This is a genomic window from Microbispora sp. H10830 (assembly GCF_014161375.1).
In the GTDB taxonomy this organism is placed as follows: Bacteria; Actinomycetota; Actinomycetes; order Streptosporangiales; family Streptosporangiaceae; genus Microbispora; species Microbispora catharanthi.
The window spans coordinates 93,700-112,290 of sequence record NZ_JABBWX010000004.1 but is presented as its reverse complement, the minus strand read 5'-3'; the positions used below and the strand labels follow the sequence as shown (position 1 = coordinate 112,290).

Annotated in this window: 22 protein-coding genes; 16 read left to right on the top strand and 6 right to left on the bottom strand. The window is 73.3% G+C overall.

Annotated features, from left to right (window positions below):
• Positions 1-127 precede the first annotated feature (127 nt).
• Together HHX35_RS12865 and HHX35_RS12860 are read left to right on the top strand one after the other, a co-directional pair.
• Complete coding sequence (locus tag HHX35_RS12865; protein ID WP_182899077.1) at positions 128-1,576, top strand: amidohydrolase family protein; 1,449 nt, start codon at positions 128-130, stop codon at positions 1,574-1,576.
• A 154-nt stretch (positions 1,577-1,730) separates the two neighbouring features.
• Positions 1,731-2,318, top strand: coding sequence for a hypothetical protein (locus tag HHX35_RS12860; protein WP_182899076.1), 588 nt, complete (start codon positions 1,731-1,733; stop codon positions 2,316-2,318).
• 173 nt (positions 2,319-2,491) lie between these two features.
• Here HHX35_RS12860 and HHX35_RS12855 read toward each other — a convergent pair whose 3' ends face one another.
• Both HHX35_RS12855 and HHX35_RS12850 read right to left on the bottom strand, forming a co-directional pair.
• Positions 2,492-2,995, bottom strand: a complete 504-nt coding sequence (locus HHX35_RS12855; RefSeq protein WP_182899075.1) for a MarR family winged helix-turn-helix transcriptional regulator — start codon at positions 2,993-2,995, stop codon at positions 2,492-2,494.
• Between the two features lie 130 nt (positions 2,996-3,125).
• A complete protein-coding gene (locus HHX35_RS12850; protein WP_139575069.1) occupies positions 3,126-3,533 on the bottom strand; it encodes a four-helix bundle copper-binding protein in 408 nt (135 codons plus the stop codon).
• Between the two features lie 239 nt (positions 3,534-3,772).
• Here HHX35_RS12850 and HHX35_RS12845 point away from each other — a divergent pair, with 239 nt between their 5' ends.
• Complete coding sequence (locus tag HHX35_RS12845; protein WP_142562482.1) at positions 3,773-3,952, top strand: DUF4236 domain-containing protein; 180 nt, start codon at positions 3,773-3,775, stop codon at positions 3,950-3,952.
• A gap of 69 nt (positions 3,953-4,021) precedes the next feature.
• Here the strand turns inward: HHX35_RS12845 and HHX35_RS12840 are convergent, their stop codons facing one another.
• Entirely contained in the window at positions 4,022-4,351 is a 330-nt protein-coding gene (locus tag HHX35_RS12840) for a DUF3140 domain-containing protein (protein ID WP_182899074.1), read from the bottom strand.
• Position 4,352: 1 nt separating this feature from the next.
• Positions 4,353-4,580 carry a DUF2945 domain-containing protein gene (locus HHX35_RS12835; protein WP_182899073.1) on the bottom strand — a complete coding sequence of 76 codons (228 nt, stop codon included), beginning with the start codon at positions 4,578-4,580 and terminating at the stop codon, positions 4,353-4,355.
• Between the two features lie 178 nt (positions 4,581-4,758).
• Here HHX35_RS12835 and HHX35_RS12830 point away from each other — a divergent pair, with 178 nt between their 5' ends.
• The 5 genes from HHX35_RS12830 to HHX35_RS12810 all read left to right on the top strand — a co-directional run bounded on the left by HHX35_RS12830 (position 4,759) and on the right by HHX35_RS12810 (position 8,405).
• Positions 4,759-4,983: a type II toxin-antitoxin system HicB family antitoxin gene (locus HHX35_RS12830; RefSeq protein ID WP_182899072.1), complete on the top strand. Its 225-nt coding sequence runs from the start codon at positions 4,759-4,761 to the stop codon at positions 4,981-4,983.
• 243 nt (positions 4,984-5,226) lie between these two features.
• Complete coding sequence (locus HHX35_RS12825) at positions 5,227-5,850, top strand: hypothetical protein (protein WP_182899071.1); 624 nt, start codon at positions 5,227-5,229, stop codon at positions 5,848-5,850.
• A 159-nt stretch (positions 5,851-6,009) separates the two neighbouring features.
• Positions 6,010-6,669 (top strand): fasciclin domain-containing protein, encoded by a 660-nt coding sequence (locus tag HHX35_RS12820; RefSeq protein ID WP_182899070.1) that lies wholly within the window; start codon positions 6,010-6,012, stop codon positions 6,667-6,669.
• A gap of 232 nt (positions 6,670-6,901) precedes the next feature.
• Positions 6,902-7,456: a hypothetical protein gene (locus HHX35_RS12815; protein WP_182899069.1), complete on the top strand. Its 555-nt coding sequence runs from the start codon at positions 6,902-6,904 to the stop codon at positions 7,454-7,456.
• 196 nt (positions 7,457-7,652) lie between these two features.
• A complete protein-coding gene (locus HHX35_RS12810; RefSeq protein WP_182899068.1) occupies positions 7,653-8,405 on the top strand; it encodes a hypothetical protein in 753 nt (250 codons plus the stop codon).
• 65 nt (positions 8,406-8,470) lie between these two features.
• On the opposite strand, the gene HHX35_RS12805 is transcribed toward HHX35_RS12810, so the two are convergent.
• Positions 8,471-8,671, bottom strand: a complete 201-nt coding sequence (locus HHX35_RS12805) for a transposase (RefSeq protein WP_182899067.1) — start codon at positions 8,669-8,671, stop codon at positions 8,471-8,473.
• A gap of 153 nt (positions 8,672-8,824) precedes the next feature.
• On the opposite strand from HHX35_RS12805, the gene HHX35_RS12800 reads away from it, so the two are divergent.
• The 7 genes from HHX35_RS12800 (at position 8,825) to HHX35_RS12770 (ending at position 17,275) form a co-directional block, all read left to right on the top strand.
• Entirely contained in the window at positions 8,825-11,002 is a 2,178-nt protein-coding gene (locus tag HHX35_RS12800) for an amylo-alpha-1,6-glucosidase (RefSeq protein ID WP_182899066.1), read from the top strand.
• A 30-nt stretch (positions 11,003-11,032) separates the two neighbouring features.
• Positions 11,033-11,488, top strand: a complete 456-nt coding sequence (locus HHX35_RS12795) for a DUF6157 family protein (RefSeq protein WP_182899065.1) — start codon at positions 11,033-11,035, stop codon at positions 11,486-11,488.
• A 167-nt stretch (positions 11,489-11,655) separates the two neighbouring features.
• Entirely contained in the window at positions 11,656-12,324 is a 669-nt protein-coding gene (locus HHX35_RS12790) for a dienelactone hydrolase family protein (protein ID WP_182899064.1), read from the top strand.
• 24 nt (positions 12,325-12,348) lie between these two features.
• Positions 12,349-13,326 carry an aldo/keto reductase gene (locus HHX35_RS12785; protein ID WP_182899063.1) on the top strand — a complete coding sequence of 326 codons (978 nt, stop codon included), beginning with the start codon at positions 12,349-12,351 and terminating at the stop codon, positions 13,324-13,326.
• 363 nt (positions 13,327-13,689) lie between these two features.
• Positions 13,690-14,430, top strand: coding sequence for a carotenoid biosynthesis protein (locus tag HHX35_RS12780; protein WP_310739054.1), 741 nt, complete (start codon positions 13,690-13,692; stop codon positions 14,428-14,430).
• Positions 14,418-15,962 (top strand): FAD-dependent oxidoreductase, encoded by a 1,545-nt coding sequence (locus HHX35_RS12775; RefSeq protein ID WP_310739053.1) that lies wholly within the window; start codon positions 14,418-14,420, stop codon positions 15,960-15,962. Before HHX35_RS12780 ends, HHX35_RS12775 begins: the two co-directional genes overlap by 13 nt.
• On the top strand, positions 15,959-17,275 hold the full coding sequence (locus tag HHX35_RS12770; protein ID WP_310739052.1) for a glycosyltransferase family 2 protein: 1,317 nt from the start codon (positions 15,959-15,961) through the stop codon (positions 17,273-17,275). The genes HHX35_RS12775 and HHX35_RS12770 overlap by 4 nt, the downstream gene beginning before the upstream one ends.
• Here the strand turns inward: HHX35_RS12770 and HHX35_RS12765 are convergent.
• Positions 17,226-17,840: a glycerol-3-phosphate acyltransferase gene (locus HHX35_RS12765; RefSeq protein WP_310739051.1), complete on the bottom strand. Its 615-nt coding sequence runs from the start codon at positions 17,838-17,840 to the stop codon at positions 17,226-17,228. The genes HHX35_RS12770 and HHX35_RS12765 overlap by 50 nt on opposite strands.
• On the opposite strand from HHX35_RS12765, the gene HHX35_RS12760 reads away from it, so the two are divergent.
• Entirely contained in the window at positions 17,797-18,537 is a 741-nt protein-coding gene (locus tag HHX35_RS12760) for a spheroidene monooxygenase (protein WP_259405022.1), read from the top strand. The genes HHX35_RS12765 and HHX35_RS12760 overlap by 44 nt on opposite strands.
• Positions 18,538-18,591 lie beyond the last annotated feature (54 nt).

Genomic DNA, 18,591 nt, shown 5'->3' with positions numbered 1-18,591 from the left:
AAACCCATGGTTGACAGCAGGGACGGTGCTCGGGAAAGTAACAGCGGAAGCAGCGCTGACCGTATAGCGGACAACTGTTCGCCATCGCTGAGCGCGCTCGGCCAGTGGGAAGGTGAGGAGTTCGACGATGAACGAGCCGACCGATTTCGGACCGGACCGGCCCGTGCTGCTGCGCGGCGGCACGGTGCTGCCGATGGACGACGGGCACAGCGTGCTCCCTCGCACCGACGTCCTCGTCGTCGGCGACCGGATCGCCGAGGTGGGGTCCGGCCTTCCCGCGCCGGACGGCGCCGTCGTCGTCGACGCCACCGGCGGCATCGTCATGCCCGGCATGATCGACACTCACCGGCACATGTGGCAGACCGCGATGCGCGGCTACGGCGCCGACTGGACGCTGACGCAGTACTTCGTCTGGTACTACCTCGAGTACGGCAAGCTGTGGCGGCCCGAGGACGTGCACGCGGGCAACCTGCTGGCCGCGATCGAGGCGATCGACGCCGGCGTCACCACGGTCGTGGACTGGTCGCACGGGCTGCGGACCGTGGACCACGCCGACGCGGCCGTGGACGCGCTGCACGCGGTGCCCGGCCGGTTCGTGCTGGCCTACGGCAACATCCAGGCACCACCGGCCGAGTGGACCGGCGCGCCGGAGTTCCGCGACTTCGTCCGGCGCCGCATCACGGGCGACGACATGCTGGGCTTCCAGATCGCCTTCGACGTCACCGGCGACCCCGCCTTTCCCGAGAAGCCGGCCTTCGAAGTGGCCCGCGAGCTCGGCGTCCCGGTCACGACCCATGCGGGTGTGTGGGGCGCGACCAGCGACGACGGCATCCGCCTCATGTACGAGCACGGCTTCATGACGCCCGAGACGGTCTACGTCCACGCCGCCTCGCTGTCGGCGGACTCCTACCACCGCATCGCCGCCACCGGCGGTTCGATCTCGGTCTCCACCGAGAGCGAGCAGAGCGCGGGCCAGGGCTACCCGCCCACCTGGGCCATCCGCGCGCACGACATCCCGGTCTCCCTGTCGATGGACACCAGCGTCTGGTGGAGCGGCGACCTGTTCTCGGCGATGCGCACCACGCTCGGCGCCGACCGTTCCCGCGAGCACATGGAGGCGCACGCCAGGGGGGAGACGATCACCCACTGCAGCCTCCGTGCCGACCAGGTGGTGGACTGGGCGACGCGCGGCGGCGCCCGCGCCATCGGCCGGAGCGACGACCTCGGCAGCATCGAAGCGGGCAAGAAGGCCGACATCGTGCTCATCAAGAACGACGCCTCGCCCGTGTCGTTCCCGCTGCTCAACCCGTACGGGCATGTCGCGTTCCAGGCGCAGCGCGGCGACGTGCACACGGTCCTCGTGAACGGCCGCGTGGTGAAGCACGAGCACCGCCTGGTCGGCGTGGACCTCGCCGCGGCGCGCCGCGAGGTGGAGCGGACCGTCGAGTACCTGCGCTCGACGCTGGGCGAGGAGGCGTGGCAGAAGGGGATGAACCCCGACATCCCCGAGACGAAGATCCTCGACAACCCCTACACGTACACCGACTACCACAGCGCCGCGACGCACAGCCGTTGACGTGGTACGCAGGGCGCGATCGAGGGAAACCCTGGGAGATTCATGATTGTTTGCAGGTATTTGTGAGATTAGGACACCAGTGGGGTTAATGTGGGCAGCCACCCGCGGAAGCCGTGGAGGTTTCCCCCGAAACGACCGCTGGGAGTTGTCTCACATGCAAGGGCGCGTCCCGTCACAGACGAGCCAGGGTGATCGGTTCCGGCAGGAGATCCTCTCCAGCGAGGAGGAGCCGCCCTCCACCACCAAGAGCAGGAAGCCCGTCGTCATCGCCGCCGCGGCCCTGGTGGCCGTGCTGGCCGCGGGGGGAGCGGGCTTCGCGCTCCGCGGCGGCTCGGGCCCAGCGGACCCGCCCGCCGCGGGCGGCGTACGGCAGTCGGCCCCCGCCCAGGACGGCGGTTCCGCCGATTCCGCCGGTGACGACGCCGGTGCCGCCGCGGAGGGCCCGGAGGACCAGAGCGCGGAGGACCAGGGCTCAGGAGACCAGGGCGCGATCGGGTCCGGCGGGGACGGCTCCGGCGGAGCGCAGGCGCCCGGCGGGGGCGGCGCGGACACCGCCTCCGGCTCCTCTGGCGGCGGCTCCTCCTCCGGTGGGAAGAGCGCGGGCGGGGCCGGGACCGGCTCGTCGGGCAAGACGGGCGGCGCCTCGAAGGGCGGTGGCGGTCAGGACCGGGGCGAGGTGCCGTCGGGTGCCGACGGAGCCCCCGGGCTCATTCCCGGGGCCTGCGCCGCCTCCGGCTGCTGACCGCGGGCTGACCCGCTGGGGGCCCCGCGATGGGCCCGCGGGCCGCCGGGACCCGCACACGGACGCGACATCGGAGGCCCGCCTGTCCGCCGCGGCAGGGCCGTCGACGTGGCGGCCGGCGGCGCGGCCGCCCCGGCCGACGTGTGCGCGGTGAGCAACCGTGTGCGGCGTGGTCAGGAGGACGGGCCGGGCCAGCCGAGCGGGAAGGCGATGCGGGCGGGCGGTTCGCCCGCCGCGTCGTTGAACTCCCGCATCGCGGTGATGAGGGCCTGCCGCCGGCACGCCGGCATCCGCGTGAGGATCGCGGCGATTTCCTCCTTGCGACGGGCGGTGACCTCCTCCACGATCCGCCGTCCGTTGTCGGTCAGCCGCAGCAGCGTCTCCCGCCGGTTCTGCGGATTCACCTCACGCTTCAGCAGGCCGGCGACGGCGAGGCGGCCCGCCATGCGCATGGCGGTCGACGGATTGACGCCGAGCTTGTCCGCCAGCGTCACCAGCTTGGTCTCGCCCTGTCCGACCACCAGCAGCATGCGGAACTGCGGCAGGGTGACCTTGTCCTCCGCGGCGGCGAGGGACCGTGCTGAGATCGCGACGAGCACACGCGAGGCGGTGAGCACGGCGGCGGTGACGGCATCCAGGTCGTCGCCGGTCGGCTCCTCGTCCGCTTCCTTTGCCATAGGAACCGTTTTTACACGGTCCCTCTCGCGGCCATGACATCGCACCGGCGAACGTGCGGCGGGCGCGGGCGGGACCGCGTCGTGAGGACGTCGTGACGACGTCGTGACGACGCCGCCGGGGCGGACGTGCTCAGCCGAGCGAGGCCAGCAACTCGTTGCAGGCCTGGGCGCAGCGGCGGCACGCCTCGGCGCAGACCCGGCAGTGCTCGTGCATGTGGGCGTGCAGGCCGCATTCGTCGCCGCAACTGCGACACGCCTGCGCGCACGCCTCGAGCTGGGCGCGCGTCAGGTTCGCGTCGTAGCCCGTGTGCCGTGACAGCACCCGGCCCGTCGTCGCGCAGATGTCGGCGCAGTCGAGGTTGGTGCGGATGCAGCGGACCAGTTCCGCCACCGCGTGCTCGCTCAGGCAGGCGTCGGCGCAGGCCGTGCAGGTCTGCGCGCAGTCGAAGCAGGCCTCGATGCAGTTCGCGAGCACCTGCCTGTCCACGCCGCCGAGGTCGGCGGGGTAGGTCTCCAGCATCACTCCGGCGTGTCCCATGGCGTCGCTCCTTCCGGTCTCGGGCGGGCGTCCCCGTGAGGAGCCGGAGATCCCGCCGATGAGGTCGGGTCCGTGAGCCCCGTCGCCCGGCCGGCGATCCGATCGCGTTCCTGACGGTCGAAAGGCTCATTGCTGGCCATACCCGGCAGCACGGTCGTAAACGGAGAAGATCCGGTCGGCCGGTGTGCTGATCGTCTTCCGGGGTAGTCGCGAGGGCACGGAAAATTCATGGAGGAACCATGGGCTGGAGCTACCGAAAATCGATCAAGATGGGACCGTTCAGGCTCAACCTCTCGCGCGGCGGCGTCGGTCACAGCTTCGGCGGACGGGCCTTCCGCGTCACCAAGACGGCGGACGGGCGCCGCACCCTCACCGTGAACCTGCCCGGTGGCTTCCACTGGAAGAAGACGCTCAACTAGCGCGGCAGGAGACGGCCCGGCGGGCGCGACCCCCAGGCGCGCGCCCGCGGCCCCGCCCTTCCGAGGGCCCTACTTCAGCGGGTCGTGGCCCCAGTTCATCAGCGAGTACCGCCAGCGTGTCTCCCGCACGTCACCGGAGGGACGCTGGGCCAGGTGCCGGTGGACGTACCCGACGACCTTGCGCATGTGGGCGTAGTCCTCGTCGTCCAGTTCGCTCTTGTGCTTGCGGAGAATGGCCACGATGTGCCGGCCGGACTCGTGACCCGTCGACTCGCCACCGTCCGGCTTGTCACCGACCTCCTTCGACCGCTCCTCGCGCAGCCATCGCTCCAGTTCGGCCGCGGACATGTTGACCGCCTCGCCGAATTCGGCCGCGGTCTGTCTCCTGTCGGCCGTCACGTCAGTCCTTCGGATGCAGGGCCGACGGCTTGTGCACCGCCGTCCCGCCGCTCTTCTCACTGCGCACGAGGAACTGCGGGTCCTCGGGTGAGGCGGCCACGGTGCGGCCCGCCTCCTCCGTGCGCTCGGTGATCTTCTTCTCGACCTTGCCGACCGCCTCGCCGCCGTGGCTCTTCCAGGTGACCTCGTCGCCCACCGACGGCTCTTCCTTCTTGTCCTTCTTGCCCATGCGCCCGCCCCTACCCGGGGAAACGCGCCTTCCTCTCGGCAGCACGTCGCCGTGCCTCCCTATCAGGCAAAATTCGGGCGCGAAGCGCGTGCGGGCCGGAGCCGCCGGGGTGGGGAATCTCCGTACTGTTGCCCGCGCGCCGGGATTACCCCGGTCCGCCGCCGCGCACGGTGGGAGCATGGGACGGACCGTGCGGCTGACCGCGACCGTCACTGCCGAGGACGGTGGGCTGTACTGCGCGCGGTGCGTACAGGTCGAGGTGGCCTGCGAAGGGCACACGGTCGACGAGGCGCTCGACCGCCTGCGGCACGCCCTGGAGCACTACTTCGAGCGCCGGCCCGTGCCGCACGCGCCCTCGCGTCCGCCGATCGTGGTGCCGATCGAGGTGAGGCTGCCGGACTGAGCCCGGCGCGCTCCTCACCGTGGGGCCCCGCGGCGTCATGCGCGGACGCGGGCGTCTTCGGTGGTGTCCCACGTCGGCCTCCTCCGGCGGCGTGCCCAGGCTGCTTGCGGGCGCGATGGGATCTTTGCGGGTGAAGTGCCCGATCGCCATGCTTGACCGGACATTGGTCGTCGGATGCGTGATCACTCCCCGGTGCGGCGCTTACCGTCGTGCTCGTACCATCGATGACCTCGGGGGAGTCTCATGCCTCTCTGTACAGCCGTACTGGCCGCCGCCCTGCTCTCCGGGCCGGCCGCCGTGCCGCCGGACCCGGCCCCGCCCGGGACGAGGGCAGCCACGGACGACAACAACGCCGCGCCGCCGTCCGCGGGCCGGCCGCAACTCGCGCCGCCCGGCATGGCGCCCCAGGCCGGGGAGTTTCCGTTCACCCTCCCCCAGGCGCCGCCCTGGATGGCTCCCAGCGGGATGGACGGCAGGCGCGACGACAACGCCGCCGCTCCCCGATCGCCGGCCGGGGCGAGCGAGCCCGGAGCCTCCGGCGCGTCCGCCAGGCCGGGCGCGGGCAGCGGGCGGCCCTCCGCTACGGCGGGTGACAGGGCGGACGACGGGGCAGCCGGAGGAGATACCGCGACCAGGTATGTTCCGGTGATCGATCCCAAGACGCGCGACGTCTTCATCCAGCCCGTCTTCACTTCCGGCAAGCCAGGACAGGCGCCGCAGCCGTTCACCTTCGGTCCGGTGCAGGGGGTCCAGTCGACCAGGACCTATCCGCTGCCGAGGGCGGAGCAGACGACGGCGCAGCCGAAGACGGCGCGCCAGAAGACGATCACACGGCCCCGCCGGCATCAGCGGCCGAGCGACTGGTGAGCCCGCCCCAGACGGCCTGATGGAAGAGGCCCGTGTGACCGGCCCGTCTGAACGGCCCGCCACACCGGTCCTGAGCCGGTGTGGCGGGCTCTTCCGGTGTCGCCGTCCGCAGGGGTCGCCACCCAGCAACGACCTTTCCACGACTAAGGAAACACGATCATGAATACCCGTCTGCTCGCCCTTGCCGCCCTGACCGCGGCGCTTTCGATGTCCGCGGCGTGCGGCAGCCAGGGCGGCGGCAGTTCCGCGGCTCCTGTCGCGGCCAACGAGACCGCCACGGACATGACCAGCGAGACCCCAAGCGCCGAGGCGAGCGAGAGCGCCACCGCGTCGGCGTCGCCGTCGGTCTCCGGGTCGCCCGTCGGGGCGGGCTGCTCCTCGCTGCCCGCCTCGGGCAAGGGCAGCCCCGCCGAGCTGGCCAAGGTGCCGGTCGGCACCGCGCTCTCCGACATCCCGTCGCTGTCCACGCTGGCGCGCATCGTGAAGAAGGCCGGGCTGGCCGAGACGCTCAACTCCGCCCAGGACATCACGGTGTTCGCGCCCACGAACGACGCGTTCAGCAAGATTCCGAAGAGCCAGCTCGACCAGCTGATGTCGAACCGCAAGTCGCTCAGGGGACTGCTGGCCTACCACGTGGTCAAGGGACGCAAGGCACCGGCGGACATGCACGGCCAGCTGAGCTCCCTCGAGGGGCGCAAGCTCACCGTCTCGGGGTCCGACTCCAGCCTCAAGGTCAACGACGCCGCTGTGACCTGCGGGAACATCGCGACGAGCAACGCCACTATCTACCAGATCGACAAGGTCCTCATGCCGAGGTAACCGGCCGTCGTCCCGCGACAGCTGTGACGGGGGTGAGCCGCTCGCGGCTCACCCCCGTGCCGTTCCCACCTCTTTTTCCCACCTCTTCCCTGCGCTGGACGGGTCGCGGGTTCGCCTGACCCCGGGAAGGCGGTCACGGCCGGGACGGCCGCGTGTCCGTGGCCACCGCCTCCCGGAGGTACGCTGCGGCGGTTCTGAAGCAGGACGCGAAGTCCGTCCGCCCCTTCGCGTCGTGACCGGCGCCGGATTCGACGTGCTGACCACCGGCGGACGTCGCTTCAGCGACGGCCGCCTGGTCAGGACCCGGCTCGGCGCGGACCCGCGGGAGCTCGCCCTGCCCGGCGGGCAGACGGTGAAGACCTCGGGCCTGCCCTCCGGCGAGCTCCTCGCCGCGCGGCGGGCGAGCGGAGCGCCGAGCGTGACCGTCACCTCCGCCCTGGCCCCGACCGCCCCGGCCGTCCGGGCGGTGCTCCCCCTCCTCGGGATGCTGCTGTCCGTCCCGGCAGTGCGACGCCTCGCCGTCCGCGGGATGGCCCGCATGCCGCTCAAGGCCGTCCCCCGCCCCCGGCGACACTCCTGGGGACACGCGGTCGTCACCTGGCCGGACGGCGCCGGCCGGGAAGGATGGGTGCGCGCCGGCGACGGCATGGACTACACCGCCGACATCGCCGCCGAAACCGCCGTGCGGCTCGCCCGCGGCGCGGGCGAGCCCGGTGCCTACACGCCGGCGGCCGCCTTCGGTCCCGACCTCGCCACGGCCGCCGGGGGCGTCTTCATCCTTGGCTGAGGACAGATCACTACTCGGCGCCGCTCCGTGTCACCTGTGCCTGTAATCGGCGGAGCAGGGGTGGCCTGGGGATCTATGTCCTGAAGCGGCTGATCCTCTTATTTGACCGGACACTGAGCATCGGGTCCGTGATGGCCCGGCATCGTGCGCTTACCTTCGTTCTTGTACCGTCCGCAAGATTTCGGGGGAAATTCTCATGCCTATATGTACAGCCGTACTCGCCGCGGCTCTCCTGTCGGGTCCCGCTCCCGCGGACCCGGCTCCGCTGTCCGCCAAGGAGCCGATGTCGCCCGGCAAGCAGATCGCCGCCATGGCGATGAACCACCCGGAGGAGCCCGACTTCGTCGCGTCCAAGGCCCTGGACATTCTGGACAAGGGCGCGAAGGTCGACCCGTTCCTTTCGGCGGACGACGAGGCCGAGAACCGGGCGAACGGACCGACGGCGAACGGCCAGAGCCCCAAGGGCTCGATGACCGGCAGGCAGGCGCCCGGCGGTGGCACGGCCGACAGCCGGCAGGCCGGCACGCAGCCGGCCGGAGGTCCCGCCGGAGGCAACTCGCTGGCCGGCGTCCCGGTGGTGGGGGGCAGGCCCGCCGGCGGCCCGATGAACGGGAACCAGGCGAACGGATCGCAGCCGGGCTCCATGTTCACGATGCCCGCCACCGGAAAGAACAACAGCCAGGGCTCGCCGCAGGACGTCTTCCTTCACCCCACGTCCAACCAGCCGACGTACACCAAGATGTCCGGCAACGACTTCGGCCGTAAGCCGTCGAGCGCGAAGACCGACGACGAGGACGCCGGCGCCTGGGCGCGGCCGCTCCAGGGCTGGGGCATGCCGAAGGCCGGCAAGGCGAAGCCCGCCGTCGCCAAGGCCAAGCCCAGGGCCCAGGTCAAGGCGCAGCCCAAGGCGGCCGCCGACGACTTCTGGAACATGCCGGGCTGGGACTGAGCGCCCGCGCCGAGGTGAGGCGACGCGGTGGCGCGACGGAGGGGTGAGCCGGTCCGGCTCACCCCTCATCCTTGTCCGCGAGCCCTGGCGGCGTGACGCAGGTCGACGACCTCCACCAGGTCGGCGAGATCGACGTGGGCCGCCACCTCCGCGACGGAGGCGCAGTAGCCGATGTGGTAGCCCAGGTGCCGTACGCGCAGCAGCGGGCGGCCCTCGATGACGACCGGGTCCACCTCGTGCCCCTCCGAGCTCACCCACCTGCGCATGCCGGAAGAGTAGGAAACGGCAGGTCATAGGGGAGTAAAGGGCACTCTGGGCCACTCAATGCGGATATAAGACTGCAAACTCGGGGAAAACCGGCTCGACCTGCGGGTATGAGGGCAACCGTCGGGACCGAGGGACCGGGCCGGGGTGATCGGATGACGGGCGGGTGGACGTTCGAGGGGCAGCCCAGCGCCATCGGCGGTGGGGCCATGACGCTCGTGGCCGGGGGATCGTTCTGCGTGTCGGCCCGCAGCGGCGACATCTTCCCCGGATCGGCGCACGGGATCTACTACGCCGACACCCGGCTGCTGTCCCACTGGGAGCTGCGCATCGATGACGGGCCCATCGAGGAGCTGCAGGTCCTGCCGGGCGAGCCGTACCACGCGACGTTCGTCGGCCGGGCCAAGCCGCGGCCGGGGCAGGCGGAGAGCACACTGCTGGTCGTGCGCGACCGGTACGTCGGCGGCGGGCTGTCGGAGGACCTCACCATCCGCAACATGTCCCATGAGCCGGCCGGCTGCATGGTGACCCTGCACGTCGGCTCCGACGTGTGCGACCTGTTCGAGGTGAAGACCCACCGGGTGCACTGGGTGGCCGACGTGACGACCGCGGCGGAGGAGCGGTCGCTGCGGATGTTCTCGGTCAGCAAGGGCAGGGGGGTGCGGGTGGTCGCCAAAGCCGACGGCACCCCGGTGCTGCCGGTGCTCAACCCGCGCCTGATCATCTTCCGTGTGGTGGTGCCGCCGCGCGGCGAGTGGACGGCCTGCGTGCAGGCCAACCCGATCATCGACGGGGCCGAGACCGAGCCGTGGTACTCGGAGAAGCGGCTGTCGCCCGCGCTGGCCCGGCGGGCGGGACAGTTGTTCGAGTGGGACAGGCGCCTGCCCAAGGTGACGACGACCAACACCGCTCTGGCGGGAATCCTGCGCCAGTCCCACAACGACCTCGGTGCGCTGCGGCTGTTCGACCCCGAGCATCCCGAGCTGCCGTCCACCGTCGCCGCCGGGGCGCCCTGGTTCATGACGCTGTTCGGCCGCGACTCGCTGCTCACCGCGTGGATGGCCCTGGCGCTCGACCCCGAACTGGCGCACGGCACGCTGATCCGGCTGGCCGCCCTCCAGGGCACCAAGATCGACCCGTTGACCGAGGAGGAGCCCGGGAAGATCATGCACGAGCTGCGCTACGGCGCCAGGCAGGACGACACGTCGTCCGGCGGGCACGCCTACTACGGCTCGGTCGACGCCAGCCCGCTGTTCGTCATCCTCCTCGGCGAGCTGCGCCGCTGGGGCCTGCACCGGGCGGCGGTGGAGCGGCTGCTCCCGCACGCGGACGCGGCGCTGCAGTGGATCGAGCGGTACGGCATGCGTGACGGGTTCCTGTGGTATCAGCGGAAGACCGACCAGGGCCTGCTCAACCAGGGCTGGAAGGACTCCTTCGACGGCATCAACTTCGCCGACGGCACGATCGCCCGGCCGCCCATCGCCCTGGCCGAGGTGCAGGGATACGTCTACGCCGCCTGCATCGCCCGCCACTACTTCGCCAAGGAGGCGGGCGACACCGAGACCGAGCGGCGCTACCGGGAACGGGCCGCCGAACTGCGCGCCCGGTTCAACGAACGGTTCTGGCTGCCCGACCGCGGCTACTTCGCCGTCGGGCTCGACCACGAGGGCCGCCCGATCGACGCCCTCGCCTCCAACATGGGCCACTGCCTGTGGTCGGGGATCGTCGACCGCGACAAGGCGGCGGCCGTGGCCGAGCACCTGCTGTCGCCCCGGATGTTCACCGGCTTCGGCATCCGCACCCTCGCCTCAGATATGGGCGCCTACAACCCGATGAGCTATCACAACGGGTCCGTCTGGCCGCACGACAGCGCGCTCGTGGCGTCCGGGCTCATGCGCTACGGATTCGTGGAGGGGGCCCAGCGCGTCGCCACCGGCCTGTTCGACGCCGCCCGCGCCTTCGGCGACCGGCTCCCCGAGCTCTTCTGCGGGTTCGACCGCGGGGAGTTCCACATGCCGGTGCCGTACCCGACCTCGTGCTCACCGCAGGCATGGGCCTCGGCCACCCCGATCCAGCTCATACGGCTCCTGCTCCGCGTGGACCCGTGGGTGCCGCACTGCAAGGTGTGGATCGCGCCGGTGCTGCCCAGGGGGTTCGGGCAGCTACGCATCTCCGGCTTTCCGATCGCGGGCGCGCGGGTCGATCTGGAGGCCCGGGAGGACAGCGGCGAAGTGTACGTGAGCGGCCTGCCCGAGGAGGTGCGCCTCATCTCCGAGGCCCGCCCGCCTGCCGCCTTCGGCAGGCCTTCCGGAGACGCGCCCGGAGCGGGATGAGCCGTCGATCTCCTGCCGCATAGTGGAGACATGGCCGAGGACCTGAACTACTACTCGACGCTCATCGCGGTCGCCGACGACTGCCCGGTGACCGCCGCGGAGGTGCCCGGGGCCCGGGGCGGCAAGCCCACTGTCGCCGTCCTCCAATACGAGCTGATCTCGGGCGCGCCGTACGGCCTGACGCAGGAGGACGTGCTGTTCGAGACCTGGCTGCGCCGCCAGGACCTGCCGGCGGACCTGCCCGCCGAGCGGCGCGCGGAGCTCAGGAAGGAGTTCTTCTCCCGCTCCCAGGCGTGCCTGAGGGCGTCCCCGCTGCCGAAGAGGTACGGCTGGGGGCTGCTGTTCGACCGGGACGGCCGCATCGCGCTGTGTCCCGTGGAGTCGGAGGAGTACCGGCGCCTGGTGGACGGCGCGTCCCGCGGCGCGCAGGCCGGGGAGGACGGCGGCGTGCGGGTGCTCAAGGCGATGCGCTCGCGCCGCTCCTGACACCACTGCTGACGCCGCCCGTTCCGTACGCGGAGGCCACGTCGTCCCCGGTTTGCCTCGACCGGCCGGGGGTAGGCCCCACGGTTGTCCAGTGCCGTCCCGGTTGTGCAGCGCCATCCTGGTTGTCCAGTGCCGCTCAGCAGGGCGCGGCCGAGGGGGCGGGCGTCATGAGCGAAGTCGAACTCAGCGTGCGGATCCCGGTCGGCGATGTCGTGCTCGACGCCGACGTGGCGGTCCCCCGGGAGGCCCGGGGAGCGGTGCTGTTCGCCCACGGCAGCGGCAGTGGCCGGCACAGCCCGCGTAACCGGTATGTCGCCAGGGAGCTGCAGCGGGCCGGGCTGGCCACCGTCCTGGCCGATCTGCTCACGGTGGAGGAGGAGCGCGTCGACGCGGTCACCGGCCACCTGCGCTTCGACATCGGCCTGCTCGCCGACAGGGTGGGCGCGCTGGCCGACCGGCTGCCCGAGGACGAGGTCGTCGGCGGCCTGCCCATCGGCCTGTTCGGCGCGAGCACGGGCGCCGCCGCCGCGCTCGTCGCCGCGGCGACGCGGCCCGGCGGTGTCGCCGCGGTGGTGTCCAGGGGCGGCAGGCCCGACCTCGCCGCGGGCGCGCTCCGCTCGGTGCGCCAGCCGACGCTGCTGATCGTGGGGGAGCGCGACTCCGTCGTCCTCGACCTCAACAGGGAGGCGATGCGGGCGATGACCGCGCCGGTCCGGCTGGAGATCGTGCCCCACGCCACGCATCTGTTCGAGGAGCCGGGCGCACTGGAGACGGTAGCGCGGCTCGCCCGCGACTGGTTCCTGCACCACCTGGCGGGTGGAGCGGCCTCCGCCTGAGCTGCCCCGCTACGATCTGACCTCATGGAACAGCGCGTGTTGGGCAGGACGGGCAGGCAGGTCGGCGTCGTCGGGCTGGGAGCGTGGCAGCTCGGGGCCGACTGGGGCGAGGTGAGCGAGGCCGACGCGTTGGCCACGCTCAACGCCGCGGTCGACGCCGGGACCACCCTCATCGACACGGCCGACGTGTACGGCGACGGCCGCAGCGAGAGGGTCATCGGGAAGCTGATCAAGGAGCGGTCCGGCCTGACCGTGGCCACGAAGATGGGCCGCAGGGTGCAGCAGACGCCCGACGCCTACACGCTGGACAACTTCCGCGCCTGGACCGACCGCTCCCGCGCCAACCTGGGTGTCGACACGCTCGACCTGGTGCAGCTCCACTGCCCGCCGAGCGCCGTCTTCGAGACCGACGAGGTCTTCGACGCGCTCGACACGCTGGTCGCCGAGGGCCGCATCGCCGCGTACGGCGTGAGCGTGGAGACGGTGGCCGAGGCGCTGACCGCGATCGCGCGCCCCGGCGTGGCCACCGTCCAGATCATCCTCAACGCCTTCCGGCTGAAGCCGCTGGACGAGGTCCTCCCCGCCGCGGAGAAGGCCGGAGTCGGCATCATCGCCCGGGTCCCGCTGGCGAGCGGCCTGCTGTCGGGCAAGTACGGCCCGCAGACGGTCTTCGCCGAGGACGACCACCGCAACTTCAACCGCCAGGGTGAGGCGTTCGACGTCGGCGAGACCTTCTCCGGCGTGGAGTACGGCGTGGGCCTCCAGGCGGTCGAGCGGCTGCGCGGCCTCGTGCCCGAGGGCATGACGATGGCGCAGTTCGCGCTGCGCTGGATCATCGACCAGCCCGGGGTCAGCGTCGTGATCCCCGGCGCCCGCAACCCCCGGCAGGCCGAGGCCAACGCGGCGGCGGCGCAGTTCCCGCCGCTGCCGGCCGAGACCCACGACGCGGTCCGCCAGGTCTACGACGACCTGGTCCGCCCGCAGGTCCACCACCGCTGGTGACGACCCGGCCGGTATCGCGGGGGCGTTCCCGGCGGCCGGCCGTAGCCGATCTCCACCGGCCGCACCCGTGTGGGGCCGAGCGCATCCGATCAGGGGGACGCGCTCGAATCACCCTACGTGGAGACGTCGGAGACCACACGGAAGAGCGCGGCGAAGAGCGCGGCCGAGGCTGACGGCGCGCCGTCGGAGCGGCGCGGCTCGCGGCCGCCCCGGCGGCGGGCGAGCGGGCCGGAGCTCTCCGGTCCGTCACCTGGGCCGGAACCGCCGAAGCCACCGGACACGTCGCGGTCGCCCCGGCGGCCGGGGAGGGGGACGCCGGCGGGCGCGCCGCGCCTGGGGGGTGCGTGGCCGAACGCGGCCGGCGTGGCCGCGCTGGCCGCGATGGTGGCCGCCCAGATCGCGACGGGACTGCGGCCCCAGGACCTGCGCCTCACCACCGCGGTCGTGGTCCTGCTCGCGGTGGGCGCACTCGCCTTCGCGGCGGCGGCGCACACCCCGCGCAGGGCGGCGGGCGCGTTCGCGGCGGCGGTGGCGGCCGGCTACGCCGCCGAGTGGATCGGCACGAGGACGGGCCTGCCCTTCGGCGACTACCGCTACACCGACGCCCTGTGGCCGCGGCCTGGGGGCGTCCCGCTGATAGTCGCCCTCGCCTGGGGCGGCATGGGCCTGGCCGCCCACGCCGTCGCCCGCCGCGTGGCGCCGCGCGGCCGGCTGACGCCGATCCTCACCGGAGCCCTGGCGCTCACCGCGTGGGACCTGTTCCTCGACCCGCAGATGCTCAGGCTCGGACTGTGGGTCTGGGCGGAGCCGGGACCGTACCGCGGTGTGCCGCTCGCCAACTTCGCCGGCTGGCTGGTGGTCTCTCTCCTGGTCATGGTGCTTCTCGACCGCGTCACGGGCCGTGCCGCCACGAACCGGCCCGTGAGCGGCGCCGAGGCGGCGGGGACGACCGGGCTCGTCGCGCTCTACACGGTCATGGCGATGATGGAGACCGTCGGCTTCGCCGTGGTCTTCCGGCCGCCCGATCCGTTCGTGGCCGCCGCCGGAGGGCTCACGATGGGCGCCTTCGCCCTGCTCGCCTGGGGGCGCGCGTGGCGGCGGTGATCGTGGTCGGGGGCGGTGTCGGCGGCATGGTGGCCGCCCTGCTGCTCGCGCGGGACGGGCACGACGTGCGGATCTACGAGCGGCTGCCCCGGCTCGGCGGCAAGCTGGCCGAGCACAGGCGGGACGGCTTCACGTTCTCGATCGGCCCCTCGCTGCTCACGCTGCCCGGCCTCTTCCTGGACCTCGGCGTGCCGCTCGACCTGCTCGAACTCGACGAGCTGTGCCGGTATCGCTTCGCGGACGGCTCGACGCTGTCCACCTGCCGCGACCCGGAGCGTACGGCGGAGGCGGTGGACCGGCTCGCGCCGGGCGAGGGCCCCAACTGGCGGGCCTTCCATCGCTGGGCCGGGCGCTGCCTGGACGCCTCCACACGCACCTTCTTCGCGGGACCGCCGTCCGGGCCCGTCGTCGAGCCGCCGTTCCGGTCGGCGGGTCAGCGGCCCGGCGATCGCCCCGGCGGACCGGCGGGCGGGCAGCCGAGCGGCCCTCTCCCGCGCCCCCGGCCGGGCGACCTGCTCGCGGTCGCGCCGGGCCGCACCCTGCACGCTCTGGCGGCCCGATTCTTCCGGGACGCCCGCCTGCGCCAGTACGTCGACCGCTACGCCACCTACGCCGGGTCGAACCCCTACCGGGCGCCCGCCGCCCTGGGCTGCGTCCCCGCCATCGAGCACGGCGACGGCGGATGGTACGTGCGGGGCGGGCTGCCCCGCCTCGCGGACGCGCTGGCCGCGTCGCTGGACAAGGCGGGCGTCGAGATCCGTCTGGAGACCGAGATCACCGAGGTCATCGCCGACACGGAGCGGGTCGGCGGCGTCCGCACGGCCCTCGGGGAGGCGGTCAGGGCCGACATCGTGATCGTCAACGCCGACGCGGCCTCCCTCTACGGGCGGCTCCTGCCCGACCGCGCCCGCCTGCGCCGGATCGCCCGGCTGGGCCTGTCGTCGTCCGCCTTCCTGATGCTCGCCGCCGTGGAGGGGCGGACCGAGGGCCTGCCGCACCACTCGGTCGTGTTCTCCGCCGACTACCGGCGCGAGTTCGGCGACATCTTCGACCGGCGGCGGCCGCCGGAGGACCCCACGGTCTACATCGGCTGCCCGGCGGTGGCCGACGCCACCCAGGCGCCCGCCGGCGCGGAGAGCTGGAGCATGCTGGTGAACGTCCCCGCCGGCGACCCCGGGCGCTGGCCCACGCCGCCCGAGGCGTACGCGGAGCTCGTCCTCGACCGGCTGGCGAGCCGGGGGCACGACCTGTCCGGACGGCTGCGCTTCCTCGACCTGCTGACCCCGGCCGACCTGCGCGACCGGTACGGCGCGTGGGGCGGGGCGATCTACGGCGGCGCGTACGGCGGCCCGCTCGCGCCCTTCCGCCGTCCCGGCAACCGGGGGCCGCGGCGCGGGCTGTACCTCGTCGGCGGGTCCGCGCATCCGGGGGGCGGGCTGCCGCTGGTGGCGATGGGCGGGCGCATCGTGGCCGCGCTGGCGCGCAGGGACTTCCCGCGTTCCACGCGGCGGCCGGAGGAGACGAGACGGTGAGGGCCAGGACGACCAAGACCGCCAGGACGGCCAGGACGACCAAGACCGCCAGGACGGCCAGGACGGCCGGGCGCCCGCGGGCCGGGGCCGCCGCACGGCTGCTCGCCGCCGCCCAGGCCGTCGCCGCAGTCGTCGTGCTGGTGCGGCTCGCCCGCGGCCGCCGGCGCCTCCCTCCGCTCGCCGCGCCTGTGCCGGACACGTCTCCGGACACCGGCACCGGCACCGGCGGCGGCGGCTCGGCGGCGTGGATCGGCCGCGGCGGAACCCCGGGGGGTGCAAGTCCGGGGATCTCGGTGGTCATCCCGGCGAGGGACGAGGAACGGCGGCTCGGCCCCTGCCTGCGGGCGGTGCTGGCCGATCCCGCCGTCACCGAGGTGATCGTGGTGGACGACGAGTCCTCGGACGGCACCGCGCGGATCGCCGCCGCCTGCGGGGCGACGGTGGTGCGCGGACGTCCGCTGCCGGACGGCTGGGTGGGCAAGCAGTGGGCGCTGCACCAGGGCCTGCGGGAGGCACGCGGCGAGATCGTGGTCACCCTGGACGCCGACACCCGGCCCCGGCCCGGCCTGTTCGGCGCGCTCGACGCCGCCCTCGGGGATCACGACCTGGTCAGCGCGGGCCCGCGTTTCGTCTGCGACGGCCTCGCCGAGCAGGCGCTGCACGCGTCGTTCCTCGCCACGCTGGTCTACCGGTTCGGCCCCATCGGGCCCCCGGCCCCGCCGCCGCCCCACCGGGTGGTGGCCAACGGCCAGTGCCTGGCCTTCCGCCGGGAGGCGATGCGGCGGGCCGACGGCTTCGCCCGGGTACGCGGCCACATGACCGACGACGTCGCCCTCGCCAGGACCCTGGCCGCAGACGGCTGGAGGGTCGGCTTCCTCGACGCGGGGGGCCTGCTGGAGGTCGACATGCACGAGTCGGCGGCCGAGGTGTGGCGGGAGTGGGGGCGTTCGCTGCCGCTGCGCGACGTCACCCGCCCCGCCTGGCAGGCGGCCGATCTCGCCGTCGTCTGGCTCGCCGCCGCGTTGCCGGCGCTCCGCCTGGCCGCCGGGCGGCCGACCCGGCTCGACCTGACGCTGCTCGCCGTACGGGTGCTGCTCACCACCGCGCTGCGGCGCAGCTACGCGCGGCCGGGCGCGGGCGTGCTGCTGTCGTTCCTGCTCGACCCGGCCACGGCCGTACGGCTGACGCAGGCGACGCTGCGGCCCGTCAGGACCTGGCGGAGCCGCGCCTACAGCCTCGGCCGCCCGGCCTGCGCCGATGCCGTCACGCGCGGCGCGCGGCCAGCGCCGCCTGACCGAAACGCAGCCCGATGAGGCACATCAGCGCACCGGTCGCGGCGACGTGGCCGATCGGCGCGAACGGCAGCTGCAGCAGCGGGATCGCGAAGACCCCGGCCCTGGCCCCGATCGCGAACGACCGCGTGAGCAGGAACGTCACCGCCAGCAGTGCGAGCGCGAGCACGAACGCGGGCGGGCAGATCACCGCGATGCCGCCGGCGAAGGTCAGCACCGACCGCCCGCCGCGGAACCCGGCGAAGACCGGCCAGGCGTGCCCGATCATCGCGGCCCCCACCGCCAGGTATGCGGCCGTGGCGCTCGGGCCGGTGACCACTCCCAGCCCGGTCGTGTGCGCGCCTCCGGCCAGCAGCCCGAGCAGCCCGGCGAGCACGCCCTTGGCCATGTCCCCGGCGAAGACCGGCGCGGCGGCCCTGCGGCCGAGCCGTTCGCGCACGTTCCAGAAGCCGGGGTTGCGGTCGCCCACCTCCCGGGGATCCACGCCCCGCCGCCCCGCGGCCAGCACCGCCACCGGGATCGAGCCGAGAAGGTAGCCGCCGATGAGCGCCACCAGCATGGGGACGAGCGGCGGGAGCGTCGTCACGTTCCACCTCCAGAGATACGCCGACCGGGGGGCGATGCGGCACATGGCCTTCGACCGCCCGGTGCTGCGCCGCACCGGGGGCCTGCTGTTCTGGCGGCTGCTCGGCACGGGCCGGGGGGCGTCGACGACCCTCGGCGCCGACCTGCGCCGCTGGGCGCTGCTCGCCGTCTGGCGGGACGAGCGGGCGATCGAGGAGTTCCTGGCACGCTCGCCGATCCCCGCGAGGTGGCGGCGCGAGGCGATCGAGACCTGGCACGTACGGCTCGCGCCGACCGCATCGCGCGGGCGCTGGAACGGCGTCGAGCCGTTCGCCCCCGTGACCGGCGGCCCTGACGGCGAGCCGCACAGCGGTCCGGTGGCGGTGCTGACCCGGGCGTCGATCCGGCCGTCGCGGCTGCCGGCGTTCTACCGGTCCGCACTCGCCGTCGACCGGTGGCTGCGGGCCCAGGAGGGCTGCCTCGCCTCCGTCGGGCTGGGGGAGTGGCCGCTGGCCAGGCAGGCCACCTTCTCCCTGTGGCGTGACGCCGCCGCCGTACGCGCGTTCGCCTACGCCGGGCGGGCGCACCGCGAGGTCGTCGAACGGGTCCGTGCTCACGACTGGTACTCGGAAGAGCTGTTCGCCCGGTTCATCCCGTACGCGAGCGCGGGCACCTGGGACGGCGCCGACCCCCTCGCCGGTCCCTTCGCCGGTCCGTGAGCAGCCCCACGGGCCACTTGGGCGTCCTCGTGAGCCGGAACGTGAGCCGGAGCC

Excerpts from the sequence above, each read along its gene's own strand:
- HHX35_RS12865 (WP_182899077.1), top strand. The coding sequence starts at position 128 with ATGAACGAGCCGACCGATTTCGGACCGGACCGGCCCGTGCTGCTGCGC.
- HHX35_RS12860 (WP_182899076.1), top strand. The coding sequence starts at position 1,731 with ATGCAAGGGCGCGTCCCGTCACAGACGAGCCAGGGTGATCGGTTCCGG.
- HHX35_RS12855 (WP_182899075.1), bottom strand. The coding sequence starts at position 2,995 with ATGGCAAAGGAAGCGGACGAGGAGCCGACCGGCGACGACCTGGATGCC.
- HHX35_RS12850 (WP_139575069.1), bottom strand. The coding sequence starts at position 3,533 with ATGGGACACGCCGGAGTGATGCTGGAGACCTACCCCGCCGACCTCGGC.
- HHX35_RS12845 (WP_142562482.1), top strand. The coding sequence starts at position 3,773 with ATGGGCTGGAGCTACCGAAAATCGATCAAGATGGGACCGTTCAGGCTC.
- HHX35_RS12835 (WP_182899073.1), bottom strand. The coding sequence starts at position 4,580 with ATGGGCAAGAAGGACAAGAAGGAAGAGCCGTCGGTGGGCGACGAGGTC.
- HHX35_RS12830 (WP_182899072.1), top strand. The coding sequence starts at position 4,759 with ATGGGACGGACCGTGCGGCTGACCGCGACCGTCACTGCCGAGGACGGT.
- HHX35_RS12825 (WP_182899071.1), top strand. The coding sequence starts at position 5,227 with ATGCCTCTCTGTACAGCCGTACTGGCCGCCGCCCTGCTCTCCGGGCCG.
- HHX35_RS12820 (WP_182899070.1), top strand. The coding sequence starts at position 6,010 with ATGAATACCCGTCTGCTCGCCCTTGCCGCCCTGACCGCGGCGCTTTCG.
- HHX35_RS12810 (WP_182899068.1), top strand. The coding sequence starts at position 7,653 with ATGCCTATATGTACAGCCGTACTCGCCGCGGCTCTCCTGTCGGGTCCC.
- HHX35_RS12805 (WP_182899067.1), bottom strand. The coding sequence starts at position 8,671 with ATGCGCAGGTGGGTGAGCTCGGAGGGGCACGAGGTGGACCCGGTCGTC.
- HHX35_RS12800 (WP_182899066.1), top strand. The coding sequence starts at position 8,825 with ATGACGGGCGGGTGGACGTTCGAGGGGCAGCCCAGCGCCATCGGCGGT.
- HHX35_RS12795 (WP_182899065.1), top strand. The coding sequence starts at position 11,033 with ATGGCCGAGGACCTGAACTACTACTCGACGCTCATCGCGGTCGCCGAC.
- HHX35_RS12790 (WP_182899064.1), top strand. The coding sequence starts at position 11,656 with ATGAGCGAAGTCGAACTCAGCGTGCGGATCCCGGTCGGCGATGTCGTG.
- HHX35_RS12785 (WP_182899063.1), top strand. The coding sequence starts at position 12,349 with ATGGAACAGCGCGTGTTGGGCAGGACGGGCAGGCAGGTCGGCGTCGTC.
- HHX35_RS12760 (WP_259405022.1), top strand. The coding sequence starts at position 17,797 with ATGAGCGCCACCAGCATGGGGACGAGCGGCGGGAGCGTCGTCACGTTC.